At 68.2% G+C, this 18524-nt stretch carries 16 protein-coding genes; 6 read left to right on the top strand and 10 right to left on the bottom strand.

The window, feature by feature from the left end; all coding sequences use genetic code 11:
• Window positions 1-130: 130 nt before the first annotated feature.
• Complete coding sequence (locus C1933_RS13875; RefSeq protein ID WP_108753726.1) at window positions 131-2137, top strand: M13 family metallopeptidase; 2007 nt, start codon at window positions 131-133, stop codon at window positions 2135-2137.
• 89 nt (window positions 2138-2226) lie between these two features.
• Here the strand turns inward: C1933_RS13875 and C1933_RS13880 are convergent, their stop codons facing one another.
• Window positions 2227-3882, bottom strand: coding sequence for an SDR family oxidoreductase (locus C1933_RS13880; protein ID WP_108753727.1), 1656 nt, complete (start codon window positions 3880-3882; stop codon window positions 2227-2229).
• A gap of 125 nt (window positions 3883-4007) precedes the next feature.
• On the opposite strand from C1933_RS13880, the gene C1933_RS13885 reads away from it, so the two are divergent.
• Both C1933_RS13885 and C1933_RS13890 read left to right on the top strand, forming a co-directional pair.
• A complete protein-coding gene (locus C1933_RS13885; protein WP_108753728.1) occupies window positions 4008-4490 on the top strand; it encodes a VOC family protein in 483 nt (160 codons plus the stop codon).
• Window positions 4487-6073, top strand: coding sequence for an NAD(P)/FAD-dependent oxidoreductase (locus C1933_RS13890; protein ID WP_108753729.1), 1587 nt, complete (start codon window positions 4487-4489; stop codon window positions 6071-6073). The genes C1933_RS13885 and C1933_RS13890 overlap by 4 nt, the downstream gene beginning before the upstream one ends.
• 133 nt (window positions 6074-6206) lie before the next feature.
• Here C1933_RS13890 and C1933_RS13895 read toward each other — a convergent pair whose 3' ends face one another.
• The 6 genes from C1933_RS13895 to C1933_RS13920 all read right to left on the bottom strand — a co-directional run bounded on the left by C1933_RS13895 (window position 6207) and on the right by C1933_RS13920 (window position 11687).
• Window positions 6207-6881: a rhomboid family intramembrane serine protease gene (locus C1933_RS13895; protein WP_108750266.1), complete on the bottom strand. Its 675-nt coding sequence runs from the start codon at window positions 6879-6881 to the stop codon at window positions 6207-6209.
• Between the two features lie 93 nt (window positions 6882-6974).
• On the bottom strand, window positions 6975-7403 hold the full coding sequence (locus C1933_RS13900) for an MGMT family protein (RefSeq protein WP_234414529.1): 429 nt from the start codon (window positions 7401-7403) through the stop codon (window positions 6975-6977).
• Complete coding sequence (locus tag C1933_RS13905; protein ID WP_108753730.1) at window positions 7310-8230, bottom strand: DMT family transporter; 921 nt, start codon at window positions 8228-8230, stop codon at window positions 7310-7312. The genes C1933_RS13900 and C1933_RS13905 overlap by 94 nt, the downstream gene beginning before the upstream one ends.
• A 161-nt stretch (window positions 8231-8391) precedes the next feature.
• Window positions 8392-9750 (bottom strand): glutathione-disulfide reductase, encoded by a 1359-nt coding sequence (gorA, locus tag C1933_RS13910; protein ID WP_108753731.1) that lies wholly within the window; start codon window positions 9748-9750, stop codon window positions 8392-8394.
• A 108-nt stretch (window positions 9751-9858) separates the two neighbouring features.
• Complete coding sequence (locus tag C1933_RS13915) at window positions 9859-11103, bottom strand: DUF418 domain-containing protein (protein WP_108753732.1); 1245 nt, start codon at window positions 11101-11103, stop codon at window positions 9859-9861.
• 101 nt (window positions 11104-11204) lie between these two features.
• Window positions 11205-11687: a peptidylprolyl isomerase gene (locus C1933_RS13920; RefSeq protein WP_108753733.1), complete on the bottom strand. Its 483-nt coding sequence runs from the start codon at window positions 11685-11687 to the stop codon at window positions 11205-11207.
• 111 nt (window positions 11688-11798) lie between these two features.
• Here C1933_RS13920 and C1933_RS13925 point away from each other — a divergent pair, with 111 nt between their 5' ends.
• From C1933_RS13925 to C1933_RS13935, 3 genes are all read left to right on the top strand, one after another.
• Window positions 11799-12338 (top strand): C40 family peptidase, encoded by a 540-nt coding sequence (locus C1933_RS13925; protein WP_108754849.1) that lies wholly within the window; start codon window positions 11799-11801, stop codon window positions 12336-12338.
• A gap of 200 nt (window positions 12339-12538) precedes the next feature.
• Window positions 12539-13243 carry a C40 family peptidase gene (locus C1933_RS13930; RefSeq protein ID WP_233614814.1) on the top strand — a complete coding sequence of 235 codons (705 nt, stop codon included), beginning with the start codon at window positions 12539-12541 and terminating at the stop codon, window positions 13241-13243.
• Window positions 13244-13474: 231 nt separating this feature from the next.
• Window positions 13475-14827: a sigma-54 dependent transcriptional regulator gene (locus C1933_RS13935; protein WP_108753734.1), complete on the top strand. Its 1353-nt coding sequence runs from the start codon at window positions 13475-13477 to the stop codon at window positions 14825-14827.
• 760 nt (window positions 14828-15587) lie between these two features.
• Here C1933_RS13935 and C1933_RS13940 read toward each other — a convergent pair.
• From C1933_RS13940 to C1933_RS13950, 3 genes are read right to left on the bottom strand one after another with little or no spacing between them, the layout of a single operon-like run.
• Entirely contained in the window at window positions 15588-16877 is a 1290-nt protein-coding gene (locus C1933_RS13940) for a transporter (RefSeq protein ID WP_108750273.1), read from the bottom strand.
• Window positions 16878-16922: 45 nt separating this feature from the next.
• Entirely contained in the window at window positions 16923-17675 is a 753-nt protein-coding gene (locus C1933_RS13945; protein WP_108750274.1) for a hypothetical protein, read from the bottom strand.
• A gap of 13 nt (window positions 17676-17688) precedes the next feature.
• Window positions 17689-18393 (bottom strand): C39 family peptidase, encoded by a 705-nt coding sequence (locus C1933_RS13950; RefSeq protein WP_108750275.1) that lies wholly within the window; start codon window positions 18391-18393, stop codon window positions 17689-17691.
• Between the last annotated feature and the right edge of the window lie 131 nt (window positions 18394-18524).

The raw sequence follows: 18524 nt of genomic DNA on the forward strand, positions 1-18524 counted from the left end.
CAACGCCATCCACGCATGGCGTGGATCTACTGCCGCGGGCAAACGCAGCACCGCGTGACGCGTGCATGCCGCGCCCATGCACGGCTTGCTATAGTTCGCCCGCCCTCAATCCATCACGGATTCGTTCTACATGCCCAACTTCCGTCCGCTTGCCGTCGCCCTGGGCATCAGCCTGGCGACCCTGGTCCCGACCCACGATGCATTCGCCGCCAAGAAGAAGGCCGCGCGCGCGCCTGCCGTGAGCGCCCAGTGCAGCGATTTCTACGACGCCACCAACGCCGGCTGGCTGAAGGCCAACCCGGCCCCGCAGACCGGTGCTGCGACCGCGCTGGGCCAGCTGGTCGACCGCAGCCGCCAGCAGCAGCGTGAACTGCTGGACGCCTCGATGAAGGCGCCGCAGGGCAACGTGCAGAAGCTGCTGGGCGACTTCTGGGCCAGCGGCCTGGACGAAGCCGCCGTGGAAGCGGACGGTTCGAACCCGATCGCCCCGCTGCTGACCCGCATCAATGCCATCAAGAAGGCCAAGGATGTACCGGCCTCGATCGCCGCGCTGCACCAGGTCGGTATTCCGGTGGCCTTCAACTTCGGCCCGGACGTGGACCTGAAGGCGCTGGACCGCCACATCGGCTACTTCATGCAGGGCGGCATGGGCCTGCCCGATCCGGCGTTCTACACCCGCACCGACGCGGACACGGTCGCCCTGATGGGCCGCTACCGCAACTACGTGAAGCAGATCCTGGCCCTGACCGGCACCCCGGCCGCCAAGCTGGATGCCGAAGCGCAGTCGGTCATCGCGCTGGAATCCGAACTGGCGCGCAATGCGCAGTCGCTGGCCGGCATCAACAACCCGTTCAACAACTACGCGCCGATCTCCACCAAGGATCTGAACAGCCGCTACCGCAACCTGCAGCTGGATGCCTTCCTGAAGGCGCAGGGCGTGAACGACGACCTGGTCTCGCTGGCCGACCCGCAGCTGTTCAAGCAGCTCGACGGCATGGTCACCAAGCTCAAGCCGGACCAGTGGAAGGCGTACCTGCGCTGGCGCGTGGGTGATTCGATGGCGCCGTACCTGTCCAAGGCCTACCGCGATGCGGAATTCGAATTCCGCGGCCGCGTGCTGCGCGGTGAAACCCTGCCGCCGCAGCGCTGGGAAAGCGTGCTGGACGCCATCAACGTGGCCGCCGGCCCGATGGTCGGCCGCGAATATGCCGCGCGTTACCTGTCGGCCGAAGACCGCCGCCAGGCGGCGTGGATCGTCGACAAGGTGCGTGAAGTGCAGATCGACGCGGTGAAGAACAGCACCTGGATGAGCGCCGAGGCCAAGACCGAAGCGCAGGCCAAGCTGGCCGCGCTGAAGATCGAGATCGGCACCCCGCTGCGCGACCTGGACTACAGCGTGCAGCCGATGGGCCGTGGTTCGTTCGGCGGCAACATGCTGATCGCCTCCACCTGGCGCCACCGCGAAGAGATGAAGCGCATCGGCAAGGGCAACGCCGACCGCCGCTGGGACGTGCTGCCGCAGCAACCGTCGCTGGCCTACGATCTGGCCCAGAACCGCCTGATCGTCACCGCCGCCATCCTGCAGGGCCCGGTGTTCAACGCCAAGGCCGACGCCGCCGACAAGTTCGGCAGCTTCGGCGGCCTGGTCGGCCACGAACTGAACCGCGCCATCGATGCCAAGGGCGCCCTGGTGGATGCCAAGGGCGAGCTGCGCAGCTGGTGGACGCCCGCTGACAAGACCGCCTGGACCCTGCTGGGCAACCGCGTGGCCGCGCAGTACGGCGCCTACGAATTCCCCGGTGTGAAGGGTGCCAAGGTGAACGGCACGCTGACCCAGGAAGAGAACCTGGCCGACATCGCTGGCCTGGAACTGGCCTGGGCCGCCTACACGGCACAGGAACCCAAGGCAAAGCCGGCCCAGCAGCAGGGCTTCTTCCGCGCCTGGGCCGCACTGTGGCCGCAGCAGCTGTCGCCGAACGAAGCCGCGCGCCGCCTGACCGCCGACATCCGTGCACCGGGCCGCTGGCGCACCAACGGGCCGCTGTCGAACCTGCCGGCCTTCGGCGCGACCTTCAGCTGCAAGGCCGGCCAGCCGATGCAGCGCACCGACGCCGAGCAGATCAAGGTCTGGCGTTGAATGCAGCGGTGATGCAGTAACGGAAAAGGCGCCTTCCGGCGCCTTTTCCGCATGTACCTGGGTCGATCCACGCCACGCGTGGATACCCGTCAACCCGGCTGCAACGTGCCGCGGTAGTGCACGATGCGCCCCACCCCCGGCGCGCCAATCTCCACGTCGAACACGAAACGTCCATCCGCCTCGTACTCGAAGCTCTGGTCACCAGGCAGCAGTGCGCGCGGCAGCGGGATGCCCAGCACCGACCAGCTGCGCGGCACCAGTTGCAGCCGCCCGCCGTCCACCACCAGCGCCAAGGCGACCGCCACGGCACCGAAGCGCTCGACCAGCAGCGCCTCGTCACGCCCCTTGCCTTCGGTCTGCAGCGAAGAGAAGCGCTGCCCGTTGAAGGTGCGCGTCCAGCGCTCGCCGCCCGCTTCGGGGCTGAACTGCACTGTCACCGGCACGTTGGCAGCGGCGGCGGGGAAACCGAAGATCCTGCCCAGCACGCGCGACAACACGCCGCGCCCGCGCTCCACCTGCGCCTGCCCCACCCAGCGCTGCGCCGCACCCGGTGCATGCAGCGCCTGCACGGTGGCCGGCAATCGCGCATACGCATCGCCCAGCACGCGCTGGTACAGGCTGGCACCGGGCATGTCGCGGCGGAAACCGGTGTGGATGGTGCGGCCGACAAACAGCTGTTCGTAGTCGGACAGTTCCAACGCATGGGTGGCCGCGCGCGCGCCCGGTGCGGGCCGCTCACCGGCCAGTTGCTTGCGGATCACCGCTTCGATCGCCATTGACGGAATGTAGGGACCATCATCGGCTTCGGCCAGCAGGTGCCAGCTCTGTTCCATCGGCGCGCCGTTGCTTGTGCCCTGCGCACGCACGATCATGCCGCCGCGGTGTTCGCCGAACTTCATCAGGTTCAGCACGGTGTAGAACAGGCGCGAACACGGCTCCAGCGACGGCAGCTTGAAGCGCCAGCGCGCCTTGGCCAGCAGGTTCAATACCCGATGCAGCACTTCCGGCACCGGGCCGGCGCCCATCCAGATATCGGTCATGGTCGGGTGTTCGGGCGGCAGCACCTGCAGGTCCGGCACATCCACCAGCGAAAAATGCAGGTTGCGCAGCGGCAGGCGCCCCGGCACCGCGACGGTGAAACGGCGGCTCTCGGCCAGACCAACGCCGTGGCCATCGCGGCCGTGCCGGCGCAGTTTCACCGGCGAACCGGCATAGCCCACCACCGCGCGCATCACGTTCAGGCCGATGCCTGCGAACGGCGACGGCGCGATACCGCCTTCCACCCGCACAATGTCCATGCGCGTGGCCATCTGCCGCAGCACCGCAGCGGTCAGCACCGGGAAACTGCTGACCCCGGAAAGCACGTACACGCCAGCCGCGCGGGCCTGTGCATCGTAGGCGGACACGCCGAACACGAAGTCGGCGGCATCGGCGAAATCCAGGTAATCGATGCCGGCGGCGATGCACGCTTCCACCGCGCTGTAGCGGTGCTCGCCGTAATCCTGGAAGGGGCCGGAGGCATCGACCACCAGGTCGGGGCGCTCGGCCTGCAGTACCGGAGCCAGTTGCCGCCGGTCCACCTGCAGCGGGCGTACCCGCGGCTGGCCCTGATGGGTCGCGCAGAACGCCTGCGCCGCTGCCAGCGTGCGGCCGGCGATCAACAGCTCCAACTGCGCAAGATCGGCCAGCAACCGCACCAAGCGCCCACCGAACACACCGTACCCACCCAGAACCAGGATCTTCACGCGCCTTCCCTGTCGTGTCGTTGCGCCATGGTAGCGCGCCGCCTGGCGCTCCTGCAGCGCAGCACGATCCGGTGTTAACGGGTGCCGTGCTATCGCTGCGCCATCGACCGTTCCGGAGCCCGGCCATGGCCCACAAGAACACCATCTGCGTGTGGTACGACAAGGACGCCCTGGCGGCGGCCACCTTCTATGCCCAGACCTTTGCCGACAGTGCGGTGACCGCCGTGCATGCCGCGCCCAGTGACTACCCCGACGGCCGCGAGGGCGATGTGCTGATGGTGGAATTCACCGTGTACGGCATTCCCTGCGTGGGCCTCAATGGTGGCCCGGCGTTCAAGCACAGCGAAGCGTTCTCGTTCCAGATCCAGACCGAGGACCAGGCCGAAACCGACCGGCTGTGGGACGCCATCGTCGGCAACGGCGGCCAGGAAAGCGAATGTGGCTGGTGCAAGGACCGCTGGGGCGTGTCCTGGCAGATCAGCCCGCGCGTATTGATGGACGCGGTGACCAGCAGCGACAAGGCACTGGCGCGACGCGCGTTCAACGCCATGATGCCGATGAAGAAGATCGACATCGCCACCATCGAAGCCGCCATCGCGCAGGCATGAACCACTGGGACGCGATCATCGTCGGTGGCGGCCACAACGGTCTGGTGTGCGCGGCCTATCTGGCCCGCGCCGGGCACAAGGTGCTGGTGCTGGAACGACGCGCGGTGCTGGGCGGGGCCGCCGTCACCGAAGAATTCCACCCGGGCTTCCGTAACTCGGTGGCCTCGTACACGGTATCGCTGCTGCAGCCGAAGGTGATCGACGACCTGCAGCTGCACCAGCACGGGCTGCGCATCGTTGCGCGGCCGGTGAACAACTTCCTGCCGCTGGCCGATGGCCGCTACCTGCTGGCAGCACCGGGCCGCACCCAGGCCGAGGTGGCGAAGTTTTCCGCGCGCGATGCACAGGCCCTGCCCGCCTATGAAGCCCGCCTGGAAATCTTCGCCGACGTGCTGCGCGCCTGGGCACTGCGCGCGCCGCCCGACCTGGGCGTGGACGCCGGCTGGCGTGCGCTTCCGGCGCTGTGGCAGATGGGCCGGCTCGGCCGCGAGCTGGCGGCGCTGGACCCGGCGCTGCGGCAGGAACTGCTGGACCTGTTCACGCTGTCGGCCGCCGAGTATCTGGACCGCTGGTTCGAGAGCGAACCGATCAAGGCGCTGTTCGGGTTCGACGGCATCGTCGGCAATTACGCCAGCCCGTATACGCCGGGTAGCGCCTACGTGCTGCTGCACCACGTGTTCGGCCAGTGCAACGGGGTGAAGGGCGCCTGGGGCCACGCGATCGGTGGCATGGGCGCGATCAGCCAGGCCATTGCCGCGGCCGCACGCGAGGCCGGCGCCGAACTGCGGGTCGATGCCGCCGTGCGCCACCTGCAGGTCGAACACGGGCGCGTGGTCGGCGTGGTGCTGGCCGACGGCAGCAGCGAGCGCGCCCACGCGGTGGTGGCCAACGTCAATCCGAAACTGCTGTACGAACAGTTGCTGGAACCGCAGCAGGTACCGGCCCCCACCCGCGAGCGCATGGCGCAGTGGCGCTGTGGTTCGGGCACCTTCCGCATGAACGTGGCGCTGTCTGCCCTGCCCGACTTCCGTGCCCTGCCCGGCCCCGGCCCACACCTGAGCGCGGGCATCATCCTGGCCCCCAGCCTGGACTATATGGATCGCGCGTGGCTGGATGCACGCCGCGACGGCTGGTCGCGCGAACCGATCGTGGAGATGCTGATTCCCAGCACCCTGGATGATTCGCTGGCGCCGCCGGGGCAGCACGTGGCCAGCCTGTTCTGCCAGCACGTGGCGCCGGTGCTGCCAGGCGGCATGCACTGGGATGATCACCGTGACACCGTGGCCGATCTGATGATCGCCACCGTTGATCGCCATGCACCCGGGTTCGCGGCCAGCGTGCTGGGCCGGCAGGTGCTGTCGCCGCTGGATCTGGAGCGCACCTTCGGGCTGATCGGCGGCGACATCTTCCATGGCGCGCTCAGCGCCAACCAGCTGTTCTCAGCGCGGCCGATGGTGGGCCAGGCCGGGTATCGCGGCGCCCTGCCCGGTCTGTATCTGTGTGGGTCGGGCACCCATCCCGGTGGCGGCGTGACCGGGGCACCGGGGCACAATGCCGCCCAGGTGGTGCTGCAGGATCTGTGAGGTGGCCCGCATGGGTAGGTGCCAACCTTGGTTGGCACGCCTTTGCGTGTGCCAACCAAGGTTGGCACCTACCGGACGTTTCGTGCCGACCAACGGTCGGCACCTACCCGCGTGAAGCAAGGCGCGGCGCGCCTTACTTCACGCTGCGCAGGTGGTTCGGGCGCTTTGGCGGGCCGGGTGGGCGGCGCTTGTTGAACGGTGGTTGGCCGCGCCAGTAGCGGATCAGCAGCCAGCCGAACAGCATGCCGCCCAAGTGCGCGAAGTGGGCAACGCCCGGCTGCCAGCCGGTCATGCCCAGCACCAGTTCGCCCACGCCGAACAGGATCACGAAGGTGCGTGCCTTCATCGGAATGGGCGGGAACAGCAGCATCACCCGCTGGTTCGGGAACAGCATGCCGTAGGCCAGCAGCAGGCCGAACACACCGCCGGACGCGCCCAGCACTGGTGCCGGGTTCTCCAGCAGCGAGCCGACCAGCAACTGGCACAGGCCGGCGCCCACCACGCACACCAGGTAATAGATCAGGAACCGCTTCTCGCCCCAGGTCTGTTCCAGCGGCGCGCCGAACATGAAGACGGCCAGCATGTTGAAGAACAGGTGGCCGAAGCTGCCGTGCAGGAAACCATAGGTCAGCAGCTGCCAGGGCTGGAAGTTGCCGCCCGGCGAAAAGGCGTCGAAGCCCTGCTGCAGCGGCTGCAGCATGAACGGGGCAAAGGTCTGCATGCCGAGCAGGAACGGCTGCTGCAGCAGGAACAGGATCGCGTTGGCGATCAGCAGGGCCTTGGTAACGGTGGGCAGTCGCGGGAACATGTGATGACCGGCATGGAACGAACACCATCATAGCCGGTGCAGGGTGTGGGTTTGGCGACGGCGCTGGCGTGCCGGTTCAGCCGGCGGCGATGCTCAGGCCGGGCCCCACAGCGCCGCGTCCAGGGCGGCGGCCGGGTCGATCGCCGGCATGCGCACGCGGCCATTGGTGACCACCACGCCTTCGGCACGCAGCCGCTGCGCCTGCTCGCGCCAGCCCGCCGATCCTTCGGCCATGGCGATACGGCCGTCCGAACGCAGCACCCGGTGCCAGGGCAGGCTGGGATCGTCGTTCTGCCCCAGCACGCGGGCGGTCAGGCGGGCGCGACCGGGCAGACCGGCACGCATGGCGACCTGGCCGTAGCCCATCACCTGGCCCGGCGGAATGGCATGGATCACCTGCAGGATGCGCGCGCGCGCCTGTTCCGGGGTCAGCGCCGCAGGCGCGTCACCAGCAGCACGCCCAGCAGGACCAGCACGGTGCCGGCGATCTGCGCCGGCCCCATCGGTTCGTCGAGCAACCATAGGCTCATCACGATGGTGGAAACAGGGCCCAGCATACCCACCTGCGCGGCCAGCGACGAACCCACGCGCTGCACCGCCAGCATGATCGCCAGCACCGGCAGCACCGTGCACACCGTGGCATTGACCAGCGACAACCACTGCACCGGCGCCGGTGCCTGCCACAGCAGCGGCAGCGGGTGGGTCACCGCAAAGTGCAGCAGCACCAGCACGCTGGCCACGCAGCTGGCATAGGCGGTCAGCCGCACCGCGCCCACGCGCGCCACCACCTGCCCGCTGCCGAACAGGTACAGCGCATAGCTGAGCGCACTGCCCAGCACCAGCAGGCTGCCGATGATGATCTGCCCGCCCTCGCGCTGCAGGTCATGGCCAAAGGCCAGCAACACGCCCAGGTAGCTGAGCACCAGCGCGGCGATCTGCCAGCGCCCCGGCCGCTGCCGTGCCAGCAGCACGTTGATCAGCAGCACCAGGGTCGGGTTCAAGTACAGGATCAGCCGTTCCAGGGTCACGCTGATGTACTGCAGCCCCTGGAAATCGAGCAGGCTGGACAGGTAGTAGCCGGTGAAGCCGAGCCACAGCACGCGCGCACGGTCCGCCCAGGACAGCGGTTCGGCGCGGCGTGCGCTCCACAGCGCCATCAGCACGAACAGCGGCAGCGCCATCAGCATGCGCAGGGCCAGCAGCGTGGTCGCATCCACGCCATGGCGCAGGCCCAGCTTGACGATGATCGCCTTGCCGGAGGCCGCAACGGCGCCGATCGCGGCCAGCCCGATGCCGCCCAGCGCGATGCGGGGCGAGGCGGTGGCGATGCGCGAAGACGGGCTGGACATGGGAACGACAACAGGCCGCGCGGGGCGGCCAGGGGCAATCGTGGGGCGCCCATTGTCGCATGGGGCGGCGCAGGCCGTAGCGTCGAGCTTGCTCGACTGCGCGCGGTCCTTCAGTCGAGCAAGGTTGATCAGTCGAGCAAGCTCGACTCTACCCAGCCGGGTTACCGCATCAACACCACTTCTTCCGACGAGGTGGGATGGATCGCCACGGTGGCGTCGAACTGCGCCTTGGTCGCCCCCATCTTCACCGCCACCGCAAAGCCCTGCAGGATCTCATCGGCGGCCTCACCCAGCAGATGGATGCCGACCACGCGTTCTTCCGGGCCCGCACACACCATCTTGAACAGGCTGCGCTGGGTGCCGTTGGCCAGCGCCTGCAGCATCGGCCGGAACCGGCTGTGGTAGACCGTTACCTGATCGAAGCATTCGCGCGCCTGCTGTTCGCTCAGGCCAACCGCGCCCAGCGGCGGGTGCGAGAACACCACGCTGGGGACGGTCTCATAATCCATCTTCGATTCCGGCTTGCCGCCGAACAGGCGGTCCATCAGGCGCCGCGATGCGGCCACCGCCACCGGGGTCAGCCCGACCTTGCCGGCAATATCGCCCACCGCGTGCACGCTCGGCACCGCCGTGGTCTGCCATTCATCGACCTTCACCTGGCGGTGCTCACCGATGCCGATGCCCAGCGCTTCCAGGCCCAGATCCGCACTGTTGCCGCGGCGGCCGGTAGCGAAGAACACCGCATCGAACGCGCAGTCCAGCGCCCCCTGCGCGCCCACCACGCGCACCAGCTGGCCCTCGCGCTGCAGTGCCTTCAGGTCGAATTCGAAGCAGATGCGCACGCCCTGCTGGCGCAGGTTCTCGGCCAGCTGCTCGGTCAGCTCGTGGTCGAAACGGTCCAGCAGGCGCTGCCCGCGCACCAGCAGGCTGACCCGGCTGCCCAGCGCCTGCAGCAGGCCGGCCAGTTCCACGGCGATGTAGCCACCACCGACGATCGCCACCTCGGCCGGCGCCGCGCGCAGATCGAAGAAATCATCCGATACCAGGCCCAGCTCGGCGCCGGGCACGTCGGGCCGCTGCGGGTGCGCGCCGGTGGCGATCAGGATGTGCTGGGCGCTGTAGCGCACGCCATCGGCGCAGGCCACGGTGTGCGCATCCAGCAGGTGGCCGCGCGCGGGAATGCGCACTACGCCAGTCTCGTCCAGGCGCGCGTGGTAGCTCTTGTGGATGTTGGTGATGTAGGCCTGGCGGTGGATCACCAGCTCCTTCCAGGACAGCGCAGGACGCGCCGGCACATCGAAACCCATTGCATGGGCCAGGCCGATACGCTCGGCCAGATCGGCCGCCAGCCACATCGCTTTCTTCGGCACGCAGCCGATGTTCACGCAGGTGCCGCCCAGCTCGCCCGGTTCCAGCAGTGCCACCCGCTTGCCGTACTGCGCGGCGCGGATCGCGCCGGCCAGGCCGGCAGAACCGCCGCCCAGCACGATCAGGTCATAGTCGAAGGGCGCAGTACTCATCGCAATCGCTCGCAGTCAGGGGAAACAACAACATCGTCGGGGTACGCCACGCGCACGCGGCCAGCATGCCACGGCAGGCTGGCAGCCCCGCGTGAGTGATACGGCACGTCAGTCGGCCGCGCGGGTAACGCGCATGGCCGGCCACTGCCGGTAGGTCATCGCCCGCCACAGCCATTCCACCGGCCCGAAGCGGAAACGACGCAGCCACACGTGGCTGATCGCCACCTGCGCCGCGAACAGCGCCAGCGCCAGCAGCAGCTGCCAGGCGCGCGGCACCTGCTCGAACGCCCCCAGCCCATAGTGGTAGAACAACAGCGTGCACAACAGCGACTGCAGCAGGTAATGGGTCAGCGCCGTGCGCCCCACCGCGGCCAGGCCGCGCAGGGCCACGCGCCAGCGCACGATCCACGCCAGGTAGCCCAGGCACATGGGCACTGCACCGATCGCCACCAGGGCCATGGCGGCGGTGGTGGGCAGATCGTAGGCGCCGGGCTGCAGATAAGGCTTCCAGTACGTGCCGGCCAGCGTCAGCAGCAGGCCCAGCGGCAGTGCGACCCAGCGCAGCAGCGCGTACAGGCGCGGGAAACGTTCCGGCGCGGACAATGCACCGCTGCTGGCGAACCAGCTGCCAAGCAGGAACATGCCCAGTACCTGCGGCCCGGAAATGATCATGCCGCCCAGCGCCACGCCGAACTCGTGCAGGCGCTGGCCATTGGCCTGCAGCCAGCTGCCCTGCCCATACACCAGGCGCTGCTGGTCGATGCTCTGCTGGGCGTCGGCCAGCATCCGCTGCAGATCTTCCGGAGTGGCCATCGACACCATGGCACCGACCAGCAGCATCAGCAGCACGCCGCCCAGATAGACCGTGGCCCCCATCCAGGGCAGCCAGCTGCGCGGCGCTTCACGGCAGGCCAGCAGCGGCAGCGACGCCAGCGCATACAGCACCAGGATGTCGCCGGACCAGACCAGCAGCGCATGGCACAGCCCGATCAGCAGCAGGCCCGCGCTGCGGCGCAGGTAGAACGGGGCGAAATCACGGCCGGCCGTTTCGGCGCGCTGGGCCATGACCGCGAAGCCGGCACCGAACAGCAGCGAGAACAGGGTGAAGAATTTGCCCTGCACGAACACGTAGACGAAGGCATCGGCCCAGTAGTCGATGCCCTGCCAGTGCGTGTCGATGCCGGTGAAGGCCAGCTCCAGCGGGCCGGCGAAGGCCTCGATGTTCATCAGCAGGATGCCCAGCAGGGCCACCCCGCGCAGCACATCCAGCACGGCGATGCGTTCGCCGGAGGTGACCGGCTGCAGGGAAGGAAGTGCGGCGTTCACGGAACATCCGGTGGGCAGGTCCGTCATTATGCCGCTGCCGGGCGCACTGCGGGCCTGCCCGCGGCCCGGCCCGGAAACGCAACGGCCCGCCGAAGCGGGCCGTTGCGGGCATCACGATCGCGCAGCGATCAGTGCTGGTGACCGCCGTCGCCGTGCACGTGGCCGTGTTCGATCTCTTCCTTGCCGGCTTCGCGCACTTCAACGATTTCCACGTCGAAGTGCAGGTCCTTGCCGGCCATCGGGTGGTTCAGGTCAACGTCGACCACGCTCATGCCGACCTTCTGCACGGTGACCGCGCGCGGGCCGAAGTTGGTCTGCAGCACCACCTGCTGGCCCGGGGCCAGCTTGGCGTTGCCGAAGTGCTTCTTCGGCACGCGCTGGGACAGGCCTTCGCGGCGTTCGCCGTAGGCATCTGCAGCGGTCACGTCGACGCTGAAGGTCGCACCGGCTTCCTGGTCCATCATGGCGTTTTCCAGGCCCGGGATGATGTTGCCGTGGCCGATAAGGATCGCCAGCGGCTCGCCGCGGTCCTTGGACGACTCGATCGGCGCCTGGCCGACTTCGGAAACGGTGTAGTGGAAGCGGACAACGCGGTCTTTTTCGATCTTCATGCGCAACTCTGTCTGGATCTGCCGAAGGCAGGCGGGTTGGGGCGGGTTGTCGCCCGGCGGGGACGCCGCCATCATGACGGCCAATCCAAGGTGGCGCATTATCCGGAGATCATGCACATCACGCCAGTTTCGTCCGGCCCGCGCCGGCTCTTCGCGCCCGCTCTGCTGCTGGCCCTGCCCCTGTTGCTTTCCGCCTGCGGCGGCGGCAAGGCCACCCGCCCCGCCCCGCCGCCGCCCTCGGCGCACTGGCCGGCGACCACGCCGGACAACCCCGAGGCCGCCAATTCGGTGCTGATGCGCGCGATCAGCCTGGTCGGCACGCCCTACCGCTATGGCGGCAACACCCCCGATTCGGGCTTCGACTGCAGCGGCCTGGTCACCTACGTGTACCGGGAAATGGTCGACCTGAAGCTGCCGCGCACCTCGCGCGACCTGGCCGCGGTGCAGGGCCCGAGGATCGATCCGCAGCGCCTGGCCACCGGCGATCTGGTGTTCTTCGGCAGTCGCGGCAACGTGACCCACGTGGGCATCTACGTGGGCGAAGGCCGCTTCGTGCACGCGCCCAGCACCGGCGGCACGGTGCGCCTGGATTCGCTCAGTGGTCCCTACTGGAAAGACCACTACACAGGAGCGAAACGCGTCCTTCGCTAAACTGAACAGGCGATATGTTCAAAACTGTGACGCAGATCACGCTGTAAATAACGATTTTATAACGGAATTTTTAACTTATCGCGGCTTTTACAGGGCATGATGCCCCATCGTTTTTTTCCTGTGACCGACGCGTGACGACTGACGACCTGCAAGGCCAAGGCCAGACCGCCGTTCCTTCACATCGTGTCCGCCCGCTGCTGCTGGGCCTGGCACTCTGCCTCTCCAGCCTTCCGGCCTGGGCGCAGACCGCTCCGAACCGTTCCGACGCACCGGCACCGGCTTCCGTGGAAGCCACCGCCAAGCCGGCCGCCAAGGCCGAACCGGCCGCCCAGCGCAGCCGCGCCGATGCCGCCGCCAGCGCCACCCTGGCCGCCCTGCTGCCGCACCTGGCCGCCAACGACACCATTCCGCTGATGGACCGCTCGGCCATGGTGGCCGGTGACCTCAGCCGCCTGCTTGCCAACTACGACACCAGCAGCGCCGCCAACGGCAGCGTCGTGGTCGGCAGTGAAGCCGACAACGGCAAGGTGCAGTCGCTGCTGCGCCGCGCGATGACCCTGCTGGGCACCCCGTACCGCTGGGGCGGCAGCAACCCGGACAGCGGCTTCGACTGCAGCGGTCTGGTGGGCTACGTATTCCGTTCGGCACTGGGCATCGAACTGCCGCGCGTCTCGCGCGAAATGGCCCACGACAACAACGCCCAGCTGATCAATGACCGCGCCTCGCTGGCCGCCGGCGATCTGGTGTTCTTCGGCCGCAAGGGCCGGGTCGACCATGTCGGCATCTACGTGGGCGAAGGTCGCTTCCTGCACGCCCCGAGCACCGGCAAGGACGTGCGCGTGGACACCCTGCTCAGCGGCTACTGGGGCAACAAGTTCATGCAGGCGCGCCGGGTCGATCTCTGACCGCCGCCCGCCTCGTCACCGTCTGAACGACCAAGCCGCTGCCCTGCAGCGGCTTTTTCGTTGTTGCGCCGCTGGCCGCTGGCCGCCGCCCCGTGCGTTGGTGCTTGATGTCACGGTCCGTTGGGCCGCGGCCGGCCGCCAGCCCGCGGCCTGCGTAACCCGGCGTGGGGCGGCATGCCGGGATACCCAGCCATACCCCGCCCGCGCTGTCTGCGTGCCGGGGGGAAAGGAATGGCAGCAAGCCTGGAAGTTCCATCACGTTGCGTGATCTGGTTCGGACAGCCGCAGGCATCCGAGCGTGGCGCGCTGGCCGCCGCCGGCTGGCAGCTGCGCTGCGTGGCGCCCGGGCCGGCGATGGCGGTCGGCCTGCGCGGTCGCGACCATCTGGTGGCGGTGATCGACCTGCGCCACCTCGATCTGGACGCGCTGCAGGCACTGCTGCCCTGGGTGCAGCAGCACCAGCACCTGCCCTGGCTGGCGGTGCTGCCGGCGGACGTGCACAGCCCTCCCCCTGCCTGGACCGACGTCCTGCTGGCCTGCCAGAACCAGTTCACCCTGCCGCTGGAACTGGGCGCGCTGGTGTCCACCATGCAGCGCCAGGCCGACGCTGACACCAGCGACCCGGCGCGCGCCTGCGATGGCGGTGGCCTGCCGGCCCTGATCGGTGACAGCCCGCGCGTGCTGGCCGTGCGCGCGGCCCTGCACAAATTCGCGCCGGTGGATCTGCCGGTGCTGGTCACCGGCGAAACCGGCACCGGCAAGGAACTGGCCGCGCAGGCCCTGCATGCGCTGTCTGGCCGGGCCGGCAAGCCCTTCCTGGCGGTGAACTGCGGCGCCATTCCCGCCAACCTGGTGCAGTCGGAGCTGTTCGGCCATGAGCGCGGCGCGTTCACCGGCGCCGCCCAGCGCCGCATCGGCCTGTTCGAATCGGCCCATGGCGGCACCGTGTTCCTGGACGAGGTGGGCGACCTGCCCGGCGATGCGCAGACCAGCCTGCTGCGCGTGCTGCAGGAAGGCACGCTCGAACGCGTGGGCAGCAACCAGCCGCTGCGGGTGGATGTGCGGGTGCTGGCCGCCACCCATGTCGAACTGGAACAGGCGGTGGCCCAGGGCCGCTTCCGGCGCGATCTGTATTACCGCCTGAACGTGCTGCGCCTGCCGATGCCCCCGCTGCGCGAGCGTGGCAGCGACGTGCTGCTGCTGGCCGATCATTTCCTGCGCGGCTTCCGCCAGCGCCATCCCGGCCGCGCGCGGGGTTTCGACACCGGTGCCCGACAAGCGATGCGTGGTTTCGGCTGGCCCGGCAATGTGCGCGAGCTGCTGAACCGCGTGCAGCGTGCGGCGATTGTGGCCGAGGGCGAACTGATCACCGCCGCCGACCTCGAACTTGCCGACGACGCACTGCCCGAACCCCGCGCACTGCTGCAGGATGCCCGTGGCCAGGTGGAACGCGATCTGCTGCTGCAGGCATTGCGCCAGCACGGCTACAACGTATCCGCCTGCGCCCGGCACATGCAGGTATCGCGCGTGACCGTCTACCGGCTGTGCCGCAAGCACCGCCTGGAACTGCCCCCGGAGCGCTGATGCCCGGCCGCCGTTGAAGTTGCCGTTGAAGTTGCCGTTGAAGTTGCCGTTGACGTTGCCGTTGCCGTTGACGTTGCCGTTGACGTTGATTTGGATCCGCCTTGAAGCGAGCCGAGCACCGCAGGTCCGGCGAGGGCGAAGAGGCGCCGGTGTCTGAGCGCAGCGAGTTCGGCGCCGTCCCTCGACGGGCCGAGGAGCGCAGGGTACCGGCGCGCAGCGCCGGCTCGCCGACTGCGGTGTGTTTCTTTGGTTACTTTCTTTGCACAAGCAAAGAAAGTGACACCCCGCCGCGGTCGCGGAAACGAAACGCCGGGCATGGCCCGGCGCTACCGAGATGCCCGGCTGCCGTTGACGTTGCCGTTGCCGTTGACGTTGATTTGGATCCGCCTTGAAGCGAGCCGAGCACCGCAGGTCCGGCGAGGGCGAAGAGGCGCCGGTGTCTGAGCGCAGCGAGTTCGGCGCCGTCCCTCGACGGGCCGAGGAGCGCAGGGTACCGGCGCGCAGCGCCGGCTCGCCGACGGCGGTGTGTTTCTTTGGTTACTTTCTTGATGGCGCACATCCATGTGCGCCACCCTACGGGCCGGCTGCGCCGTTCCGCGCTGCTCCTGCAGCACGGTGCACAAGCAAAGAAAGTGACACCCCTCCGCTGCCGCGGAAAACAGCAGCCGGGCGTGGCCCGGCTCTACCATGCGTGAGCGCCACCACAACAAGAAACGCCGGGCATGGCCCGGCGCTACCGATGCATGGCGTCAGCCCTTCGCTACAGCATGTACGGCACCTTGAACGCCAGGGTGAAGTCCGGCGCGTCCGGGGTCAGGCCGATGCCCAGCAGGGTGACCAGCGTGGTGTTCTGGTTCAGCGCATAGGTCACGCCCAGGTTCAGCGAGGCGGCATTGGCATCACTGCCGATCACCTTCACCCATTGCCCGCCCTTGAACCGCGTCGAGGCACGAGCGGTGATCTTGTCGCTGAAGGAGATGCTCAGGCTGGTGCGTTCGTTGAAGGCAAACGCCACGCCTGCGCCGAAGTACACCGATCCGCCCAGCTTCACATCCCCCGGGTTGGTGGTGTCCGGGTTGCTGTCGATATCGCTGAAACCCCGCGGGAACGAATGGATGTAACCGGCGTTGGCGAACAGGATCGCCGGGTCGGCGGTCTTGACCATCGACACACCCAGGTTGGCCTGCCACACGCCATTGCCGGTAGGCTGTTCGCGCGGAACCGCGAAACGGATGTAGTCGTCGTCATCACGCTCGATCACCTTCCAGTCCAGCCCGTAGGGGGCACGCCCGGTCGGTGCGGTCACTCCGCCGGTCAGCACGGTTTCCGGCCGCCAGCCACGTTCGCCGAACAGCCGGTAGTTCGCGCTGACGCTCACATCGCCCAGGCCATTGCCATTGGTTTCTTCCTGCGCGATCGCAGCCGCCGCACCACCGGCACCCCCCTTCTGATAGACCGTGCGCCGTGCCAGGTAGGGCACGTCGGCGTTCAGGGTCAGGTTCGGGCTCACGCCCCAGCGCGCGGCCAGGTTGTAGGTGAGCGAATCGGATTCGACGTTCTCGATGGCGATGTTGCCCAGGAAGATCGCATCCAGCGCCAGGAAGCCATTGAGGGTCAACTGCTTCCTGTCGTAGCGGGCATAGGTCAGGCTGTTTTCCAGGGTGAACCTGCGTGAGAACAGCGCAGCCTGCTGCTGCTTCACGTCGTCCACGCTGCGCCGCGCTTCCTGCTTGGCCTGCTGTGCTTCGGCAGCGGTGCTGGCGTAGCCCTCGCTGCTGGGCGGTACTGCGGCCGCGGCCGCCGGGGCCAATGGCGCCGCCGGTGTGGATGCCGCGCCGGCACGACCGTTCAGGCGGGCCTGCATGGCCTGCACCTGCATGTCCAGTTCGCGCAGGCGCCGTACCTCCTGGGCGTAGTTGGCTTTCAGTTGTTCCAGTTGGCCGATCAGTGCCTGCACGTCGGCCGTATCGTTGGCCGCCGGCTGCTGGGCGAAGGCGTTGGCCGCCAGCGCCGCCAGCGCCAGCGGGGTAAGCCGCAAATAGGTATGCATGTCAGTGACCTGCGTTGAACGTTCGTCCCCCTTGACCGGACCGGTTTACTGGCCCGGGCCCATGCCGCGGTTCAGCGCGATTGCCTGGGCCACGTTCTGGCTCAACGGCAGGTTGCCGGCCACGGAATTGCGTACCAGCTCCAGCTGCAGCCGGTTGCTGGCGTTCTGGCCGTCGCCGCTCAGGGCAATGCCCTGGCCGACGCTGCCATTGCGGATCCACTGCTGCACCATGCCCTGGCCATCGACCTGCAACAGCAGGCGCGCCTGGTTGCCGTCCAGCACCGCGCTGGCGCTGGCGCCACCCTGCTGCACCTGGGCAATGCGCGTTCCGTCGTCACTGCCGGCCACGGGCACGGCGCCATCACGGATGGTGAGCGAGGTGACGTTGCGCGCGGTGTTGCCATCGCCCGCCACCTGCACGCTCTGCACCAGACCACTGGCATTGGCCAGGCCGGTGCTGTCGATGCTGCGGCCACTGGTATCGGGTAGCGGTGCATCGGCGGCGGTGACCTGCACGCTGGGCTGGAAGGTCAGCTTGGGCGTACTGCCCTGGCGGAAATCCATGCCCAGGGTGAGCGCACCCTGCACCGCGCCGCCGTCATTGCCCTTCCACTGCGAAATCATGGTGACGCCGAACCAGGCCACGTTGTTGCCGCCCACGGTGTAGCGGCCACGCATCAGATTCAGCTCCGGATCGGGGATTTCCTTCAGGCCGCGCCCCGGCGCACCATCTGCGGCCCACGCGGGCAACGCAGGAAGTACCAGCAGCGCAGCAATCAGTACACGTTGGCAAAACATGATCGTGCCTCCTTCAGAACAGGTCGGCATGGCTGAAGCCGAAGTCGACCAGCTCGGCATCGGTGATCGGTCCCTGCCGCGCATACAGCGCGCGTGCACTGGGCCGTTCGCTCGGTTGCAGCAGGACCGTATTGCGATCGAAGTCGCTGCCGATGACGACGAAAACGGCGCGCGACGGCCATGCTTCCAGGAACTCCGGTAGCGGCAGCGCACGGTTGCCCAGGATCGGGTCGGCCACTTCCACCACGCCGCCCCGCACCTGCTTGAGCACCACGAAATGGCGGAAGCCGCGCACATCCATCAGCACCAGCCCCGGCACCCGCAGGGTGCGCAGGCGCGTTTCATCAATGCGGTAGCCTCGGCCGCGCATGCCCAGCGATTCGACATAGCGCTTGATGTCCAGCAGCGAGAAACCGCGCTCCTTGACCAGTTGTGGATCGGAAACCCCCATCATTCCCTCGATCACCGTGGCTTCGGTGGTGTCCAGGTGGTAGGCGTAGCGCAGGATCGTGGCCAGCGCGGCGGCCCCACAGCTGTAGTCGGTGTGTTGCCGCACCAGGTTGCGGTAGCGCCGCTCCTGCATGCTTTCTACCTTCTGCTGCATCAGCGCACCGTTGGGCAGCACGCCGCTGAAGGCGACGTCCCCGGCCCAGGCACCGGCGCTGCCCAGCAACAGCAGGCAGGTCAGAACACGCAACCACCAACGGGAACCGGCCATGGTGCTCTCCACGGAAAGGAAGGAGCCCCTGCCCCAAGGGGGAGGAGGGACAGGGGCTCCCGGGGAACCCGGCCATTGGCGGACGGCCGGGCTTGTTGCGCTCAACGCAGGTCAGCTGCGAAAGCGGTCAC

Origin of the sequence: Stenotrophomonas sp. ZAC14D2_NAIMI4_6, from assembly GCF_003086875.1 — a bacterium.
Classification (GTDB): domain Bacteria; phylum Pseudomonadota; class Gammaproteobacteria; order Xanthomonadales; family Xanthomonadaceae; genus Stenotrophomonas.

Excerpts from the sequence above, each read along its gene's own strand:
- C1933_RS13940 (WP_108750273.1), bottom strand. The coding sequence starts at position 16,877 with ATGCATACCTATTTGCGGCTTACCCCGCTGGCGCTGGCGGCGCTGGCG.
- C1933_RS13895 (WP_108750266.1), bottom strand. The coding sequence starts at position 6,881 with ATGTTCCCGCGACTGCCCACCGTTACCAAGGCCCTGCTGATCGCCAAC.
- C1933_RS13945 (WP_108750274.1), bottom strand. The coding sequence starts at position 17,675 with ATGTTTTGCCAACGTGTACTGATTGCTGCGCTGCTGGTACTTCCTGCG.
- C1933_RS13920 (WP_108753733.1), bottom strand. The coding sequence starts at position 11,687 with ATGAAGATCGAAAAAGACCGCGTTGTCCGCTTCCACTACACCGTTTCC.
- C1933_RS13890 (WP_108753729.1), top strand. The coding sequence starts at position 4,487 with ATGAACCACTGGGACGCGATCATCGTCGGTGGCGGCCACAACGGTCTG.
- C1933_RS13875 (WP_108753726.1), top strand. The coding sequence starts at position 131 with ATGCCCAACTTCCGTCCGCTTGCCGTCGCCCTGGGCATCAGCCTGGCG.
- C1933_RS13900 (WP_234414529.1), bottom strand. The coding sequence starts at position 7,403 with ATGGTTGCTCGACGAACCGATGGGGCCGGCGCAGATCGCCGGCACCGT.
- C1933_RS13925 (WP_108754849.1), top strand. The coding sequence starts at position 11,799 with ATGCACATCACGCCAGTTTCGTCCGGCCCGCGCCGGCTCTTCGCGCCC.
- C1933_RS13885 (WP_108753728.1), top strand. The coding sequence starts at position 4,008 with ATGGCCCACAAGAACACCATCTGCGTGTGGTACGACAAGGACGCCCTG.
- C1933_RS13905 (WP_108753730.1), bottom strand. The coding sequence starts at position 8,230 with ATGTCCAGCCCGTCTTCGCGCATCGCCACCGCCTCGCCCCGCATCGCG.
- gorA (WP_108753731.1), bottom strand. The coding sequence starts at position 9,750 with ATGAGTACTGCGCCCTTCGACTATGACCTGATCGTGCTGGGCGGCGGT.
- C1933_RS13915 (WP_108753732.1), bottom strand. The coding sequence starts at position 11,103 with ATGACGGACCTGCCCACCGGATGTTCCGTGAACGCCGCACTTCCTTCC.
- C1933_RS13950 (WP_108750275.1), bottom strand. The coding sequence starts at position 18,393 with ATGGCCGGTTCCCGTTGGTGGTTGCGTGTTCTGACCTGCCTGCTGTTG.
- C1933_RS13935 (WP_108753734.1), top strand. The coding sequence starts at position 13,475 with ATGGCAGCAAGCCTGGAAGTTCCATCACGTTGCGTGATCTGGTTCGGA.